This is a genomic window from Clostridium tagluense (genome assembly GCF_003865095.1).
Lineage (GTDB): Bacteria > Bacillota > Clostridia > Clostridiales > Clostridiaceae > Clostridium_AD > Clostridium_AD tagluense.
This window is the reverse complement of record NZ_BHYK01000034.1, coordinates 1-14,722: the sequence shown is the minus strand read 5'-3', so window position 1 is coordinate 14,722 and position 14,722 is coordinate 1. Positions and strand designations below refer to the sequence as shown.

Annotated in this window: 15 protein-coding genes and 1 pseudogene; 13 read left to right on the top strand and 3 right to left on the bottom strand. The window is 29.8% G+C overall.

Annotated elements, in window-relative coordinates:
* The 6 genes from Ctaglu_RS20390 to Ctaglu_RS20365 are packed head-to-tail and all read left to right on the top strand — an operon-like array spanning nt 1 to nt 6,702.
* The gene (locus Ctaglu_RS20390; RefSeq protein ID WP_207669510.1) at nt 1–1,095 is read left to right on the top strand and encodes a GerAB/ArcD/ProY family transporter; all 1,095 of its coding nucleotides are present in this window, start codon (nt 1–3) and stop codon (nt 1,093–1,095) included.
* Entirely contained in the window at nt 1,092–2,204 is a 1,113-nt protein-coding gene (locus Ctaglu_RS20385; protein WP_125005186.1) for a Ger(x)C family spore germination protein, read from the top strand. The genes Ctaglu_RS20390 and Ctaglu_RS20385 overlap by 4 nt, the downstream gene beginning before the upstream one ends.
* A gap of 2 nt (nt 2,205–2,206) precedes the next feature.
* On the top strand, nt 2,207–3,295 hold the full coding sequence (locus tag Ctaglu_RS20380) for a GerAB/ArcD/ProY family transporter (RefSeq protein WP_125005184.1): 1,089 nt from the start codon (nt 2,207–2,209) through the stop codon (nt 3,293–3,295).
* Nucleotides 3,292–4,413, top strand: coding sequence for a Ger(x)C family spore germination protein (locus Ctaglu_RS20375; RefSeq protein WP_185732867.1), 1,122 nt, complete (start codon nt 3,292–3,294; stop codon nt 4,411–4,413). Before Ctaglu_RS20380 ends, Ctaglu_RS20375 begins: the two co-directional genes overlap by 4 nt.
* A gap of 38 nt (nt 4,414–4,451) precedes the next feature.
* A complete protein-coding gene (locus tag Ctaglu_RS20370; protein WP_125005180.1) occupies nt 4,452–5,597 on the top strand; it encodes a Ger(x)C family spore germination protein in 1,146 nt (381 codons plus the stop codon).
* Nucleotides 5,598–5,616: 19 nt separating this feature from the next.
* A complete protein-coding gene (locus Ctaglu_RS20365; RefSeq protein ID WP_185732865.1) occupies nt 5,617–6,702 on the top strand; it encodes a GerAB/ArcD/ProY family transporter in 1,086 nt (361 codons plus the stop codon).
* A gap of 81 nt (nt 6,703–6,783) precedes the next feature.
* On the opposite strand, the gene Ctaglu_RS25445 is transcribed toward Ctaglu_RS20365, so the two are convergent.
* Nucleotides 6,784–6,948 carry a hypothetical protein gene (locus Ctaglu_RS25445; RefSeq protein ID WP_164945326.1) on the bottom strand — a complete coding sequence of 55 codons (165 nt, stop codon included), beginning with the start codon at nt 6,946–6,948 and terminating at the stop codon, nt 6,784–6,786.
* A 278-nt stretch (nt 6,949–7,226) separates the two neighbouring features.
* On the opposite strand from Ctaglu_RS25445, the gene Ctaglu_RS20360 reads away from it, so the two are divergent.
* The 3 genes from Ctaglu_RS20360 (at nt 7,227) to Ctaglu_RS20350 (ending at nt 9,195) form a co-directional block, all read left to right on the top strand.
* Nucleotides 7,227–7,952, top strand: a complete 726-nt coding sequence (locus Ctaglu_RS20360) for a hypothetical protein (protein WP_125005176.1) — start codon at nt 7,227–7,229, stop codon at nt 7,950–7,952.
* Nucleotides 7,953–8,111: 159 nt separating this feature from the next.
* Nucleotides 8,112–8,537 (top strand): acyl-CoA thioesterase, encoded by a 426-nt coding sequence (locus Ctaglu_RS20355; protein WP_125005174.1) that lies wholly within the window; start codon nt 8,112–8,114, stop codon nt 8,535–8,537.
* A gap of 106 nt (nt 8,538–8,643) precedes the next feature.
* Entirely contained in the window at nt 8,644–9,195 is a 552-nt protein-coding gene (locus tag Ctaglu_RS20350; protein ID WP_125005172.1) for a nucleotidyltransferase family protein, read from the top strand.
* Between the two features lie 233 nt (nt 9,196–9,428).
* Here Ctaglu_RS20350 and Ctaglu_RS20345 read toward each other — a convergent pair whose 3' ends face one another.
* Complete coding sequence (locus tag Ctaglu_RS20345; RefSeq protein ID WP_125005170.1) at nt 9,429–10,037, bottom strand: 3'-5' exonuclease; 609 nt, start codon at nt 10,035–10,037, stop codon at nt 9,429–9,431.
* 53 nt (nt 10,038–10,090) lie between these two features.
* Nucleotides 10,091–10,444, bottom strand: coding sequence for an MmcQ/YjbR family DNA-binding protein (locus Ctaglu_RS20340; RefSeq protein WP_125005168.1), 354 nt, complete (start codon nt 10,442–10,444; stop codon nt 10,091–10,093).
* Nucleotides 10,445–10,653: 209 nt separating this feature from the next.
* On the opposite strand from Ctaglu_RS20340, the gene Ctaglu_RS20335 reads away from it, so the two are divergent.
* The 4 genes and pseudogenes from Ctaglu_RS20335 to Ctaglu_RS20325 all read left to right on the top strand — a co-directional run bounded on the left by Ctaglu_RS20335 (nt 10,654) and on the right by Ctaglu_RS20325 (nt 14,571).
* Nucleotides 10,654–12,327 (top strand): sensor histidine kinase, encoded by a 1,674-nt coding sequence (locus Ctaglu_RS20335; RefSeq protein WP_125005166.1) that lies wholly within the window; start codon nt 10,654–10,656, stop codon nt 12,325–12,327.
* A 4-nt stretch (nt 12,328–12,331) separates the two neighbouring features.
* Nucleotides 12,332–12,850 (top strand): response regulator, encoded by a 519-nt coding sequence (locus Ctaglu_RS20330; RefSeq protein WP_307720508.1) that lies wholly within the window; start codon nt 12,332–12,334, stop codon nt 12,848–12,850.
* A 12-nt stretch (nt 12,851–12,862) separates the two neighbouring features.
* A pseudogene (locus Ctaglu_RS26415) lies at nt 12,863–13,033 on the top strand (LytTR family DNA-binding domain-containing protein); the annotation flags it as partial.
* Between the two features lie 101 nt (nt 13,034–13,134).
* Complete coding sequence (locus tag Ctaglu_RS20325) at nt 13,135–14,571, top strand: carbon starvation CstA family protein (RefSeq protein WP_125005164.1); 1,437 nt, start codon at nt 13,135–13,137, stop codon at nt 14,569–14,571.
* The last annotated feature ends 151 nt before the right edge of the window (nt 14,572–14,722 follow it).

The following is a 14,722-nucleotide window of genomic DNA, read 5'->3' as shown; positions in this document are numbered from 1 at the left end:
ATGCAAGAAGGCGCGAGTAAAAAACAAAATTACTTATCAGTAAGTCAGTTTGCCCTTATTATATTCGGGAGTATTGTTGGAGTTGGTGTTTTATCACTTCCAAATGCTGTGGTAAAAGTTGCTCATCAAGATGGATGGATTTCTACTTTAATAGGAGGAATATATCCATTGTATATTGTCATCGTAGCTAACTATATAAGCAAAAAATTTCCGAGTGATAGTATATTAATCTTAAGCAAAAAGTTTTTTGGTAAAATCCTTGGAAGTATTTTTAATTTGATTTTTGCAACTTATTTCATTTTTATTGCATCAATGGTAGCTAGTTATTATACTAATTTAATGCGAAATTATATAATGGGATTTTTAACTCCTTTTAAAATAATAGCTATCCTTTTTATATGCGTTATTTATGTGGCTTCTAGAGGGGTAAAGGTGATAGGGAGAATTAGTGAAATTTCTTTTTATTTTACAATAATTCTACTTTTGTCAACTGTAGTAGCACTGCGAGATGCGAACATGATAAATATTTCCCCTATATTTGGTTCTGGTATTAGTTCAATAATAAAGGGAACTGTGAAATCAGCTTTTAGTTATGGAGGAGCAGAAATAATTTTAATTATTTATCCTTTTCTTAAAGAGAAAAATAAGATGTTGGTCTCTTCACTTATAAGTGTAGCTATAGGTATAGTTCTTTATGTATGGAGTGTATTTATAACCACTTATTATTTAGGACCGGATATTGTGTCCAAAAACTATTGGTCACTTTTATTGGTGATGGGTAGTGTAACAGTATCAGTAATCAATAATTATAAATATATTTTTATGACTTTTTGGAGTTTAATTGCATTTAGCAGTATGAGCATTAACGGATACGCAAGTATATATATTTTAAAAGATTTTCGAAAAAAAATGGAGATGAAAAAAATTTACTTTTTAATTTATCCACTTCTTGTATATTTGGCAGTTATATATGGCAATGAAATAGGTAGACAAAACATTAGTGAAAATATCATGCCTTGCTATATAATATTTAATTTATTATATATGACGGCGATTGCTGTATTTATATTTTTCAAGGAAGGTGGTAAAGCTTGAACAAGAAAAAATACGCAATCATAATCATTGGTGTCCTTACTTATGTATTTATTATGCTTGGGCAGGGTAGGGTTCCTATTGAAGAGGTAGCAATTATTAATGGCGTTGGCTATGATATAGAGAGAAAAGGTGAAGGTATTATTGAATATAGTATGCCAATTAGTACAAATGTGTATAAACCAAGTGGTAGCCAAGTGAATTTGTTATTTAAAGATGAAGGTCTAAATTTGGGAGAAATAATTCAACAAAGGCAAGAAAAGATGGATAAAAAGTTTATACAAGGACATGAACGGGTAATTTTGATTAGCGAGGATTATGCAAGGTATGGTTTAAAAACAATGATGGAGGAGAGAGTTAGAAATTCAGAAGCAAACGATACGGCTTACATGGCAGTATGTAAAGGAAAAGCAGAGGATTACTTGAAATATCAGAAAAGGGGGTATATGAATGCTTCAGAGTATATAAGTGGGCTCATAGAAACTTATGGTGATTACAGTTTTTTTTCTAACAATTATAAGTTAATAGATGCATATGTGAGGATTGGAGCTGAGGGTAGAAGTCTGGTGCTTCCATATATAAATATAACAGAAGATGGAATAGAAATTACTGGCGCAGCAGTTTTTAATGAGGATAAAATGGTAGAACTTGCAGATGTAAAAAACGGTAGAATCCTTAATTTGTTGAAAAATGATGCAGTTAAAGGGATAATTTCACTGCAAAAGAGTCCTAAACAATACATTGATTTTGATGCAAAAACCAGTAAAAGAAAAGTGAAATGTTATAGGCAAGGGGATAAATATAGTTTCATTATTGATTTATCTTTCACAGGTACAGTTTCTAATAACGAAATGTATGTTGATATGATAAAAAATATAAACATACAAAAAGAATTTGAAAAAGACATGGCAAAAAGTATAGAGAGTCAATGTTATGATTTTATAAAGAGAATGCAAAATGATTATAAGATTGATTGTATTGAACTTGGAAAAGAAGCTGCCGCCAAGTATGGAAGGCAAAAAGGTATTGATTGGAATGAAGTGGTTTCCAATGCAGATATTAAAGTAAATGTAAAGGTTAAGGTGGATTTACAGGGTAGAGGAGATTATTAAGGATGCAGATAGAAAAGAAAAATCTACTAACTCCAAATGAAGTTACATTTTTATTAATAGGAATTATGCTTGATGTAACGGCGGCAAGTTTACCTAATAATGTAGTGGAGACTGCAAAACAAGATGGGTGGATTTCTGTAATAATAGGGGCTATATATCCACTATATGTAGCACTTTTAGCTATATATGTTAGCGGTAAATTTCCTAAGGAAAATATTTTATTGCTGAGCAAAAGATACATAGGTAAGACCTTTGGAACCATATTAAATTTTCTTTTTTTACTAAGCTTTTTTAGTTATTTTCCACCCTTGATTTCAACAATTGGGATTATTACAAGAACGGAGGTAATGCCTAATTTAACTCCACTAAAAATTTATGTAATTTTGTTTTTTATAGGAGCATATGCGGCTAGTAAAGGAATTAAAGTGCTGGGAAGGATAGGTTCCATAACCTTTTGTATGGCGCTGGGAATTATAATACCTACTATTTCTATTTTAAAACAAGGAAGCTATTTAAATATAAGTCCTGTATTTGGTAGCGGTATTGTAAACATTTTAAAAGGAAGTCTGGATTGTGTTTATGATTATTCATTAATGGAACTTATATTTTTAATTTATCCCTTTATAAATGATAGTAGCAAGATAAAGGCAGCAACTTTAAAGGCAGTAGGAATTACTGCTATTATATATACCTGGATTACCTTTATAACAATCTATTATATGGGGAAAGATATTATTCCTAAGACAATATGGAGTTTTCTTACAGTGACAGTAGGAGTAAAGATTGAGATAATAAATAATTTCACATATATTTTTATATTTTTCTGGATAATTATAGCTATTAAATCTGCAGCTATTTTTAATTATGTGTGTGTGTTTATTTTAAATGATATTAAAAAAATAAAAAGCAAAAGGATAATATATGTAGTTATTGCTGTTTCTGTTATTATCATTGCAAAGACCTATTATGGAGATAAGGTATCATTGAACGAAATTACAAAATATACATCTCCTATCAGTACTATATATAATTTAATATATATAACCCTCATCACAATTTTAATATGGATAAAAAAAGGAGGTGCAAAATGAAAAAATATATGAATACAATATTTATTGTTTTTTTATGTAGCACTTTCTTTCTTGTATTTTTTACTGGTAAAAAAATGGGCTCACTAAGTGTGGAGGATTTGGGTATATCTGTGGGGGTGGGAATGGGTATAGATAAAAATAGTGAAGGGGATATAATATATAGGGTTTCTACCACTGCTAATGAATATAAACAAGATGAGAGTGTGGAAAGTATATTAGGTAATGGTGTAGGCACTACTATTGGCAAAACAAGAGAAGATAGACAAAAAAAAATAGGGAAAAAGTTTTTTTTAGGGCTTTCAAAAATTTATTTAGTAGAGGAGGGGTATGCTGAATATGGAATAAGAGCTTTAATGGACGTTAATTTTAAAAACCCTGTGGTTAATGACAATTCATTTTTAGTGGTATGCAAAGGTAGGAATGAAGAATATTTTAAATACACCATCCCCGGATATGATAATTCAGCAGACTATATAAGCGATATGATTAAAAATTCATCAAACTACAATTTTTTCAAGGAAAACTATTTTTTTAAAAATGCAATATTATCAATGGATGCAGAAGGAAAAAATATAGTTAGCCCATATATTGAAATAATGGAAGATGGAATTAAAATAACAGGAATGGGAGTTTTTAAAAAGGATAAGCTTGCTACTATTTTGGATATGAATGATACAAAAATAATGAATATGCTACGGGAAAATAAGGTGAAAGGCATATTAACTATACAAGACCAATCAGGAAAATATGTAAATTATGAGGCTCAATCTAAAAGAAAAATTAAATGTATGAAAATAGGTGATAAATATAAATTTATTATTGACTTAAATTTAGAAGGAGAAATTATTAACAATACACTATATAAAAATATGGCAGGAGATACTAAGGTAATTAAAAAGTTTGAAGAAGACATGTCAAAAAAAGTTAAAGAAATGTGTGCTACTTTTTTATATAAGATGAAAAATGAATATAAAGTGGATTGCCTGCAACTAGGATGGGTGGCTGCAGCGAAATATGGAAGAGACACAGGGGTAGATTGGGATGATATTGTTTCTAACTCTGACATTGTGGTAAATGCAAAGGTTCATGTGGATAAAGTAGGAAGAGGAGAGTACTAAATATAAGATAAGTATGAAGAAATAGAAGGTGATACCTTTTGAAAAAGAAAAAAATAATAATTATGTTTTTAGTGGCACTTATATTTCCCGTTTATGCAGAAAAATTAAATGTAGTTCCTATGGAGCAGCTAAACATAGCTGCTGGATTTGGGTATGATATTGTAAAGGAGTTAAATGGTAATGTTCAATATAGCATTCCTTTTAGTATATATGATTTTAGCAAGAGGGAAAAAAAAGGTGCAAAGAGCACTGATAAAAAGGAAGAAATTACAGAACAAGGCAGTAGCAATATAAAGGCAAAGGCGAGCAGTATTGGTGAAACAAGGGAACAAAGACAACTAAATTCTAGCAAACCTATAATAATCGGAACTGAAGAAATAGCTATAATAAGCGAAGAGGCGGCAAACTATGGCATTAAGGATATAATAAATATACTGTTTGCCAATGCAAAAACTAATGATAGTGACTTTTTTTCAGTATGCAAAGGGAAGGCAGAAGATATATTGAGGTTTAAGGTTGAAGGGTATCCTAGTTCTGCAGATTACATGGGAGGAATTATTCGAAATTCCACAGACTATAATTTTTTATCTATAAACTATAGTCTGTGGAATATATATGTAGCATTGGAGTCGGAAGGAGAAAATTTAGTGCTTCCTTACCTAGAAATAAAAGATGAAAAGATTTGTATTACAGGTATGGCTTTATTTAAAGGAGATAAAATGGTTTATGTAATACCTATGGAGGAAAGTAAAATTATGAATATGCTTAGAGAAAAAAAAGGAAAAGGGATTTTAAGTTTGCAGGAAGGACCAGATAAGTACATTAATTATGATGCAATGGTTAAAAGGAAGGTGAAATGTAATAAGACAGAAGGAAAATATGAATTCATTATTGAGTTAGATTTTAAGGGAGACATCATAAATAATACGTTATACAAAGATATGAAAAAAGAAAATGAAAGTGAATTTGAAGAACTCATGGAAAAAAAAATAGAGAATATGTGTTATGGTTTTCTTAATAAAATGAAGAATGTTTATAAAATAGATTGCTTAAACTTAGGAATGGTTGCTGCAGCCAAATATGGCAGGGAAACCGGGGTTGATTGGAACAAAGAGGTGAGTAATGCAGATATTAAAGTAAATGTAAAAGTGGAAATAGATAAGATGGGAATAGGGCAGTACTAAAGTACAGATGGAGAAAAAAATGGAGAAAGTAAAAAATAACTTGTTAGAAGAGGTCGAATGCATAGCAATGGTAGTGGGGTTCGTAACCAGCATAGGTCTTTTATCATTACCCAATGGAGTAGTACAGGATGCTAAACAGGATGGATGGATTTCAGTGATTCTTGGTGGATTATATCCGCTATTTTTGGCTTTGTTAGCTATCTATTATGTAAAAAAACATCCCAATGAGGATATATTGGTTTTAAGTAAAAAATATTTAGGGGTAATTCTTGGGAACATATGCAACATTTTATTTATGGCTCAGTTTGGTATATATTTGATAGCGATTGCCTCTGGAATGAGTAATGTTTATAGGACTTATGCAACAATTTTTTTAACACCAATAAAGATTTTTATTCCGGCTATATTATTAGCTACTTATTTAGATCTTAAAGGGGTAAAAGTGTTGGCAAGAATAAATATAATTGCTCTTTATGCTATGGTGATGTCGGTGTTAACATTATCAATAGCCTTACAACGTGGTAATCATCTAAATTTTAGTCCTGTTTTTGGAAGCGGGTATAAGAATATTTTAAAGGCAAGCCTTGAATCCGCTTATGCTTATGGTGGAATAGAGGGAATGTTTTTAATTTATCCTTTTATGAGAAATAAAGATAAAATTAAATCAGTAGTGTTTAAATCTACTTTTTTAATTATGGTGATTTATACTTGGATAACTTCTATATGTATCTATTCTTTAGGATATAAGGTTACTTCTAAAGCATTATGGCCGGTTTTACTAGTAACAGAAGGAGTAAATTTACCGGTACTAAATAGCTTTCGTTTTGTATTTTTGTTTTTATGGAGCATGGCTATATTTAGGACCTTAGCGAATTATCAGTATTCAGTTACATATATTTTAAGTTATATATTAAAAGTAAAAGATAAAAAGAAGAGTTATTGGTTTACAGTTCCTATTGTAATTTACTTATGTTTAAAAGTTGGAGGTGAAGTACACAGAAGAGTTTTTCTTGGATATATTATTCCGAAGGTAACAATGTTTAATATTGCATACATATCTATTATTGCTATATTGATATTTATAAAAGACAAAGGTGGAAAATAAAGTTGCAAATAAATGATGCGAGCAGATAACTAACCCAAAATTGGTTGGGTATCTGCTCCTTATGACTGTGGTGATAAAATACTATTTGTTATGAGATAATTTGGAACGCTTTGTTAATTTGTCATTATTTGCATCTATTTTTTCGCCATTTTCAATTCCTATATCCCCACCACTTTGAGGGAACATTTTTCTAAGTTCTGCATTAGTTTTTTTATCAGTTTTCATATGACTTTTATTATTGTCCATAAATACTCCTCCTTTTATATTAATTGATAAAGTAGCCTTGAAAAAACAATTATTCAGTATTATAGTTTAATTTTTGAATTGCTTATATTAATATAACCCTAATATCATGAAAATATTTGTACGAAAAATTATTAAAAATACTTTTTTATTCTTAATTAACCAAATAAAATAATAATTTATAAAATTTGTATTTATGAATTTTAAATAGTGTGTATAATACTAATATGGAGTATTTTATGTATATAATAAAATAATAATTTACAAGGAAGTGACTTTATATGCCATTTAATGTATATGATAGAAATAAAAAATATTTAGGCTTTATTCAATCAGCATATCCTCAATATACAAATGTATTTATGGTTGCTAGTACAGATGTAAAGCTTTCAGATAACGATTTTAATGTAAATAAGATTAAATCTGAATTAGCTGGGTTTTTAGGCTGTAAAAGTATTTTAGGTAAAATCAATGAACTTAGATTAACTAAAAGTATAGACAATATAATAATTAAAGAATTTGGTAAATTCAAAGATAATACTTATGATGAATTATTGAAACTGGTATATCTTAGAATATTACGGTATGAAGAAGATGTTTATTATAAAAGTATTAAAAAAGAACAAATTAATGCATATTTTTTGATTGATATTAATAATGTTGTAATTGAAAATAACTCTATAATTATAGATGAGGAAATAGATTATATTAATAGTGAAAAATTAGAAAATCATATTCCTATGGTTGCAAAAATCATTGATTATCCAAGAATACAAATTGATAGTATATCCTCAGGACAGGGTTTGTTATTAGGAGCAGACCTTGCTGATTTGTCATTAAGAAACCATGTTCACAAGACAAAACTAAAAATAAAATCAGGGAATTTTGCTTATGAACTTAATTTACCTGTAGAATTGTACTTGAAAAAAGGTGATACAATTCAGATTTATGTGGATAATAGAGTTATTAAAAGGGTGTTTTGCGATGGTATAATATATGATTTCTAAAACTTGTTCGAATGCATTCTGCGCAATATATACTTTTGTTAGCATAATCTAAGAAAAAACATTTAAGCTTCAAAAGAAGTATTATTATGTGAAAGCAAACATGACTTAAAACTAATTAAGAGAGTTGACCTAATATTTATGCAGATGGGAGAAGTGGACATGTACATTAATGAAACAAAATTAAAAGTAAGGTATGTAGAGACAGATCAAATGGGAATAGTGCATCATTCAAATTATTATGCTTGGTTTGAAGTAGGAAGAACAGAATATATAACAGAAATAGGGATGACGTATAAAGAAATGGAAGAAAATAATATTATGTTACCAGTGGTAGAGAGTTCTTGTAGGTACAAAGAAGGGGCAAAATATGAGGATATAATTATAATTCAAACATTTATGAAAGAGTTAAATGGTGCTAAGGTAATATTTAATTATAATGTTATTAGAGAAAAAGATGGGAAAATTTTAGCTAAAGGCAGTACAACTCATGCATTTGTCAATGAAAAATTTAGAGTTGTAAACCTTAAAAAAGCTAATGGAGATATGTGGAGTAGGTTTCAAAAACTCTTTGAAAAGACAGAATAACGTCCTATTATAATTTAAGCGTTTTTTCTTAGAGAAGGCTATAAGGTCAAGTATATATTCCTATTAATAATAATGAAAACAATATTTAGTTAATTAGGGGGAAGAAATGATTTTTGAAGCTTTAAGTTATATTGGTGAAAAATTAAATGAAAATGGAGTTGTATGGGCTGTAGGTGCATCTATTTTATTGCATCATTATGGGCTTATAGACAATCCTAATGATATTGATATTTTAGTAGATTTAAATGATATTGAAAAAGTAGACAAAATTTTAAAAAGTATTGGTGAAAAGAAAGTCAGGGAAAAATCAGATACATATTCTACAAAATATTTTTACGAATATGTTGTCCATGGAGTTGATATTGATCTTATGGCAGGACTTAGCATTAATTACAAGAATGGAACATATGAATACATCTTTGATCATACGTCTATTTCAGAATATAAAAAAATTAATGGAGTAAATGTACCATTGAGTTCTTTAGAAGACTGGTATGTAATTTATCAATTAATTCCTGGTAGGGATATAAAAGTAAAGATGATAGAAAATTATCTATCATTAAATGGAGTAAAGAAGTCCACTTTATTAGAAAGAGCATTAAAAGGCAATTTACCAAGGGAAGTTAGAGATAAAATTCAAGGAATATTAAAATTGTAATATTCCTGTATCATTTCTTAATATGGGTAAAGCTAGTAGTAATATAGTGAATGTAACTTTTGAACTTTATTGTTTTTTATTGGATTATGCTAACAAAAGGATATATTGCGTAAAATGCATCTGAACAATTACTTAGCGATGTGAATGCATTTTTAGCGATATATCCTTTTATTTATAGCAGAATCCAAGAAAAAACTCGTAAATTGTAATAGCACATTGTATACCCGTAAAAATTACTTAGCAAGTTGCGAAAAATAATGTTTAGGGATAAAACCTTTCTTAATACCCTCTGTTACTAGTAAATAAGTTGCAGTAGTATCAAATCTAGCATCATGAAAATTTGCAGTATCTCCAAAATATTCATTACTTTTTAAATTTATTTCATTTTCATTTAATTCAAGGAAGGTAATGGCTTCTGATAATTTCGGATTTTTATAGCCTCCACGTGCAGAGTAAAGTTTGCATATGTCTTTATAATATTTCATTGTACAAAAAATATGGTTAGGATTTAGAGTATGTCCACAATTTTTGAGCTCGTGAGTTAAAAATTTTATATCAAAATTAACATTGTGTCCTATAAGAATATCTGCATTAATAAAATCATCAATAAAATCTTCATAAGAATCTTCAAAAGTTTTGCCATCGCTTAGTACAAATAATGCATCTACACTAAAACCATGCACATCTTCGGCAGAAGGTTCTACGTAGTCTACCGTAAAGAATGTATTTTTACCTATTGTTTTTATAGGTTTATAACTAGTATCAACAAGTATGTAACTTAACTGACATATGCTTCCTGGTCTTATACCAGTAGTTTCTGTATCAAAAAAAATCATTTTCATTAAAGACCCTCCTGTCGTTATCTGGGGCACGAAGCAATTATTAATTGCTTGGCCTATTCTAGTTCTTCTTTTTCGCTTTTCTTTAATCCAGTATATACAAGGTCGAAAGATAAATCCACTAGAAAGAGGATTTTATCATCAGAAATTGAACCATCAAGAATTATAGTGTTCCAATGTTTTTTATTCATATGGTACCCTGGAATAATTGAAGCAAAGTCTCTACGTAAATCTAGGGACATAAAAGGCTCACATTTTAAGTTGATTTCGAGTATTGGTTTATTGATATTTGTTAAGGCAAACATTTTAGAGCCAACCTTAAAAACTAGTGTTTCATCATCAAAGGGGAAACACTCTGTAACGCCTTTTTTGCTTAGGCAATATTTTCTGAAAGTTTCTAAAGATAACATAATAAATCACCCTTTATCTTTTTTATTCATTTTAAATAATGTTACATCAATTATAGCATAGATTTTATATCTTTATATATTAGAGAATATTGTATATAATATTTATAAAACCTTCTTTATGTACATGAAAATAAATCAAGCTAGAATAGACTAGTATACTGACTTGTTATTTATTTGAATAGGACGTTAGGTGAAATGGAGTTATATGTATGATTGAACTTTTAAGAAGTCTTACTAATAATTTAGGTTATGTAATTCTTATTGCTTTTTTTGTTTCTAGGATAGGAAGCTTTAAGAATATAGTGCAAAGGGATAAATTTAAAAAAAGAGATTTAATTATGCTTTCAATAATTTTCGGATCATTTGGAATTTTGGGAACCTACACAGGAACAGAAGTTAATGGGGCTATTGCTAACACTAGAATTATTGGTGTAATGGCAGGGGGAATACTCTGTGGTCCTTTTGTAGGGCTCATGGCAGGAGTAATTGCTGGAATGCACAGGTTACTAGTAGATATTGGAGGAATTACATCAATACCCTGCATGATAACCACTATAATCTCAGGAATATTTGCAGGAATCTTATATAAGATATCAAATGAAAATAACAAGTGGGTGTATGGGTTAATTGGTGGACTTCTAATGGAAATTTTAGAGATGGCTTTAATACTTACAATGGCACACCCTTTTAGCGAAGCTTTAACTATTGTAAAAAATATATATTTTCCTATGAGCTTTACTAATGCCATAGGTATTGCAATATTAATAGTAATAATTCAAAAAATCTATGATGAAAAGGAAGAGATTGCAGCAAAGCAAGCACAAATAGCACTGGAGATAGCTAATAAAACCTTGCCATATTTTAGAGAAATGGATGGAAACTCATTAGAACAGATATGTAGTATAATAAGAGAGTCTATTGGTGCAGATGCAGTAGCTATAACAAATAAGGAGTATATATTAGCTCATGTAGGTGTAGGTGCTGATCATCATATAAAAGGACATAGAATTATAACAGAGGCTACAAAAAAAGTTATTAAGGAGGGTGATTTGGTCTCCTTAGCTAATGCAGAGCAAATAGATTGTCCAAATATAAATTGTAATTTAAAATCTGCAATTATTGCTCCTTTAAGAGAAGGAAACAAAATGATAGGCACATTAAAAATATATTATTGCAAAAATAATGCAATTTCCTTTAGAAATATAAATTTAGCTGTAGGATTGTCTCAAATTATTTCTACTCAACTAGAAATAAGTAAACTTGGAGAGCTAAAGCATATGGCAAATAAGGCTGAAATAAAGGCGTTGCAAGCTCAAATAAATCCACATTTTTTGTTTAATGCGCTAAATACTATAATTTCCTTTATTAGACTTAATCCTAATCGCGCAAGAGAATTAATTATAAATTTATCCACTTACTTAAGGTATAATTTAGAAGCCGGAGAAAAGCCTGTAGACATTTATAGAGAACTAGAGCAGGTTAAAGCCTATATAGAGATAGAAAAAGCAAGGTTTGGAGAAAAACTTCATATAATTTATAATATTGAAGATAATTTAGATGTTAAGATCCCAAGTCTTATAATTCAACCAATAGTTGAAAATTCTATAAAGCACGGTATTTTAGAGGGCAGTGGACATGGAACAGTGACAATTGAAATAAAAAAAATTGTGGGCAATAATATTATGATAACAATTGAGGATGATGGGGTGGGTATTTCAGAAGAGATTATAGAAAAAGTCTATGAAAGTAAAATGGAAGAAAATAGAATAGGAATGTCAAATGTTCATAATAGATTAAAATATATTTATGGCGAAGGATTAAAAATAGAAAGACTCCAGAATGGTAGCAGGATCCATTTCAATGTTAGAAAAATAAGGGAGTGACAATGTGAACTGTATTATTGTTGATGATGAATTTCCTTCAAGAGAAGAACTAAAGTATTTCATAAACAATTTTAGTAACATTAAAATAATGGAGGAATTTGATGATTCGATTATTGCACTAGAATACATTGAACTAAACAAACCCGACATTATTTTTTTAGATATTAATATGCCCAAACTGGATGGAATGGCACTTGGCAAAATTATTAGCCACTTCCCAAAAAAATCTCTTGTTATTTTTATTACGGCTCATAAGGATTATGCTGTAGATGCTTTTGAAATTCAAGCTTATGATTACATATTAAAGCCCTATTCAGAAGAACGTATAGTTAGTACATTGAAAAAAATTGAGAAATGTTCAGATGAAAAATTTACAAATAGCAAAATAACCCTTTGGAAAGATAATAAAATGATTGTAAGGAGCATAACTCAAATTTCTTACTGCGAAGCAAAAGAACGGGAAACACTAATTTATATCAATGGGGAACAGTACAATGTGAGTTGTAGTATATCAGAATTCTAAAAAAAGCTTCCAAAGGAATTCTTTTTTAGAAGTCATAGATCATATATAATAAATATTGATAAAATACTAGAAATAGTTCCATGGTTTAACAATACCTATATGTTAAAGATACAAGGTGAGAACGCAGATATACCAGTAAGTAGAAATAATATAATTGAGTTTAAACACATAATGGGTATATAAAAGCACTTTATGTGCTTTTTTTGCTTGTTCATGTATGAAACCGTCTTCAATTCCCGAAAATATATTATAATTTAGTTATTAAACAATTAGGAGGAGTTCAAATGGTTTCATTTATTTTAGCAATTATTGCACTTGTTGCAGGTTATTTTATTTATGGTACAATCGTAGAAAAAGCTTTTGGCGCAGATGAGAAAATTCAAACTCCGGCTGTGAGGCTGGCAGATGGTGTAGATTTTGTTGAGATGCCTCAATGGAAAAATTTCTTAATTCAATTTCTTAACATTGCAGGACTCGGACCCATATTTGGTGCTATTGCAGGCGCAATGTGGGGACCAGTAGCATTTTTATGGATTGTCTTTGGATGTATTTTTGCAGGTGGAGTTCACGATTATTTTTCAGGTATGTTATCAGTAAGACATGATGGCGCAAGTATACCAGAAGTTGTAGGAAAATATCTTGGTAAGGGCTTTAAAAACTTTATGAGAGTGTTTTCAGTTATAGTTTTAATACTAGTTGGAGTAGTTTTCGTAACAGGACCTGCAGGTATATTAAGAGATTTAACAGGAATGAATTTACAATTATTAATTTACATAATATTTGCATATTATATATTGGCAACAATGCTTCCAATAGATAAGCTTATAGGAAAGATATATCCTATTTTTGGAATTTGTTTATTGATTATGGCAGTGGGTATTGCTGGTGCCTTGATTTTTGGAGGATATCCTATTCCAGAAGTTACAATATCTAATTTAGTTAATATGCATTCAGACCCAGGTAAGAACCCAGTATTCCCTATGTTATTCATAACTATTGCTTGTGGAGCTATTTCAGGCTTTCATTCAACTCAATCACCTTTAATGGCTAGATGTATATCTAGTGAAAAACAAGGTAGAAAAATATTTTATGGTTCAATGATAGTGGAAGGTATAGTTGCATTAATTTGGGCAGCGGCAGCAATGAGTTTCTTTGGAGGAGTTGAGCAGTTAAATGCTACTATGGCTTTGCCAGGTCATACAGCAGCTTGGGTAGTAAATCAATCTTCAATGAGTTTACTTGGAAAAGTTGGCGGAGTATTAGCTATACTTGGAGTTGTAGCTTGTCCTATAACTTCTGGAGATACAGCATTTAGAAGTGCAAGATTAACTATAGCTGATGCATTAAAATTTAATCAAGGTCCTATTAAAAATAGATTCATGATTAGTATCCCACTATTTTTAATAGGTTTCATATTAACTAAGATGGATTTTGCAATAATATGGAGATACTTTGGATGGTCTAATCAAACTTTAGCTGCTATAGTATTATGGACAGCAGGTATGTATATGGTTAATATAGGTAAAAATCATTGGATGGCGACTGTGCCAGCTACATTTATGACAGCGGTATGTACTTCCTACATTTTGATTGCGCCGGAAGGATTTAAGCTTTCTCAAGGCATTTCATATTCAGTAGGAATTATAGCAGCAATTGTAGCAATGATAATTTTCTTAATTGCAGCAAAAAAGGTAGAAGTAAAGACAACGGTTAAAATGTAAACTTTTTATAAATCCCCTTTATAAAATAGAGCGTTCACGGAAACTCCTTAGTTCCTGTGATTACTCATTTTTAGTATCATTAATTTTTGTTGATTCCCCCACTTTTTTCGCATAAAACACTTGACAAGTTTGTAGAATTTTGCGGTCCTTC

Excerpts from the sequence above, each read along its gene's own strand:
- Ctaglu_RS20340 (WP_125005168.1), bottom strand. The coding sequence starts at position 10,444 with ATGTTATCTTTAGAAACTTTCAGAAAATATTGCCTAAGCAAAAAAGGC.
- Ctaglu_RS20335 (WP_125005166.1), top strand. The coding sequence starts at position 10,654 with ATGATTGAACTTTTAAGAAGTCTTACTAATAATTTAGGTTATGTAATT.
- Ctaglu_RS20365 (WP_185732865.1), top strand. The coding sequence starts at position 5,617 with ATGGAGAAAGTAAAAAATAACTTGTTAGAAGAGGTCGAATGCATAGCA.
- Ctaglu_RS20325 (WP_125005164.1), top strand. The coding sequence starts at position 13,135 with ATGGTTTCATTTATTTTAGCAATTATTGCACTTGTTGCAGGTTATTTT.
- Ctaglu_RS20350 (WP_125005172.1), top strand. The coding sequence starts at position 8,644 with ATGATTTTTGAAGCTTTAAGTTATATTGGTGAAAAATTAAATGAAAAT.
- Ctaglu_RS20375 (WP_185732867.1), top strand. The coding sequence starts at position 3,292 with ATGAAAAAATATATGAATACAATATTTATTGTTTTTTTATGTAGCACT.
- Ctaglu_RS20355 (WP_125005174.1), top strand. The coding sequence starts at position 8,112 with ATGTACATTAATGAAACAAAATTAAAAGTAAGGTATGTAGAGACAGAT.
- Ctaglu_RS20380 (WP_125005184.1), top strand. The coding sequence starts at position 2,207 with ATGCAGATAGAAAAGAAAAATCTACTAACTCCAAATGAAGTTACATTT.
- Ctaglu_RS20390 (WP_207669510.1), top strand. The coding sequence starts at position 1 with ATGCAAGAAGGCGCGAGTAAAAAACAAAATTACTTATCAGTAAGTCAG.
- Ctaglu_RS20345 (WP_125005170.1), bottom strand. The coding sequence starts at position 10,037 with ATGAAAATGATTTTTTTTGATACAGAAACTACTGGTATAAGACCAGGA.
- Ctaglu_RS25445 (WP_164945326.1), bottom strand. The coding sequence starts at position 6,948 with ATGGACAATAATAAAAGTCATATGAAAACTGATAAAAAAACTAATGCA.
- Ctaglu_RS20360 (WP_125005176.1), top strand. The coding sequence starts at position 7,227 with ATGCCATTTAATGTATATGATAGAAATAAAAAATATTTAGGCTTTATT.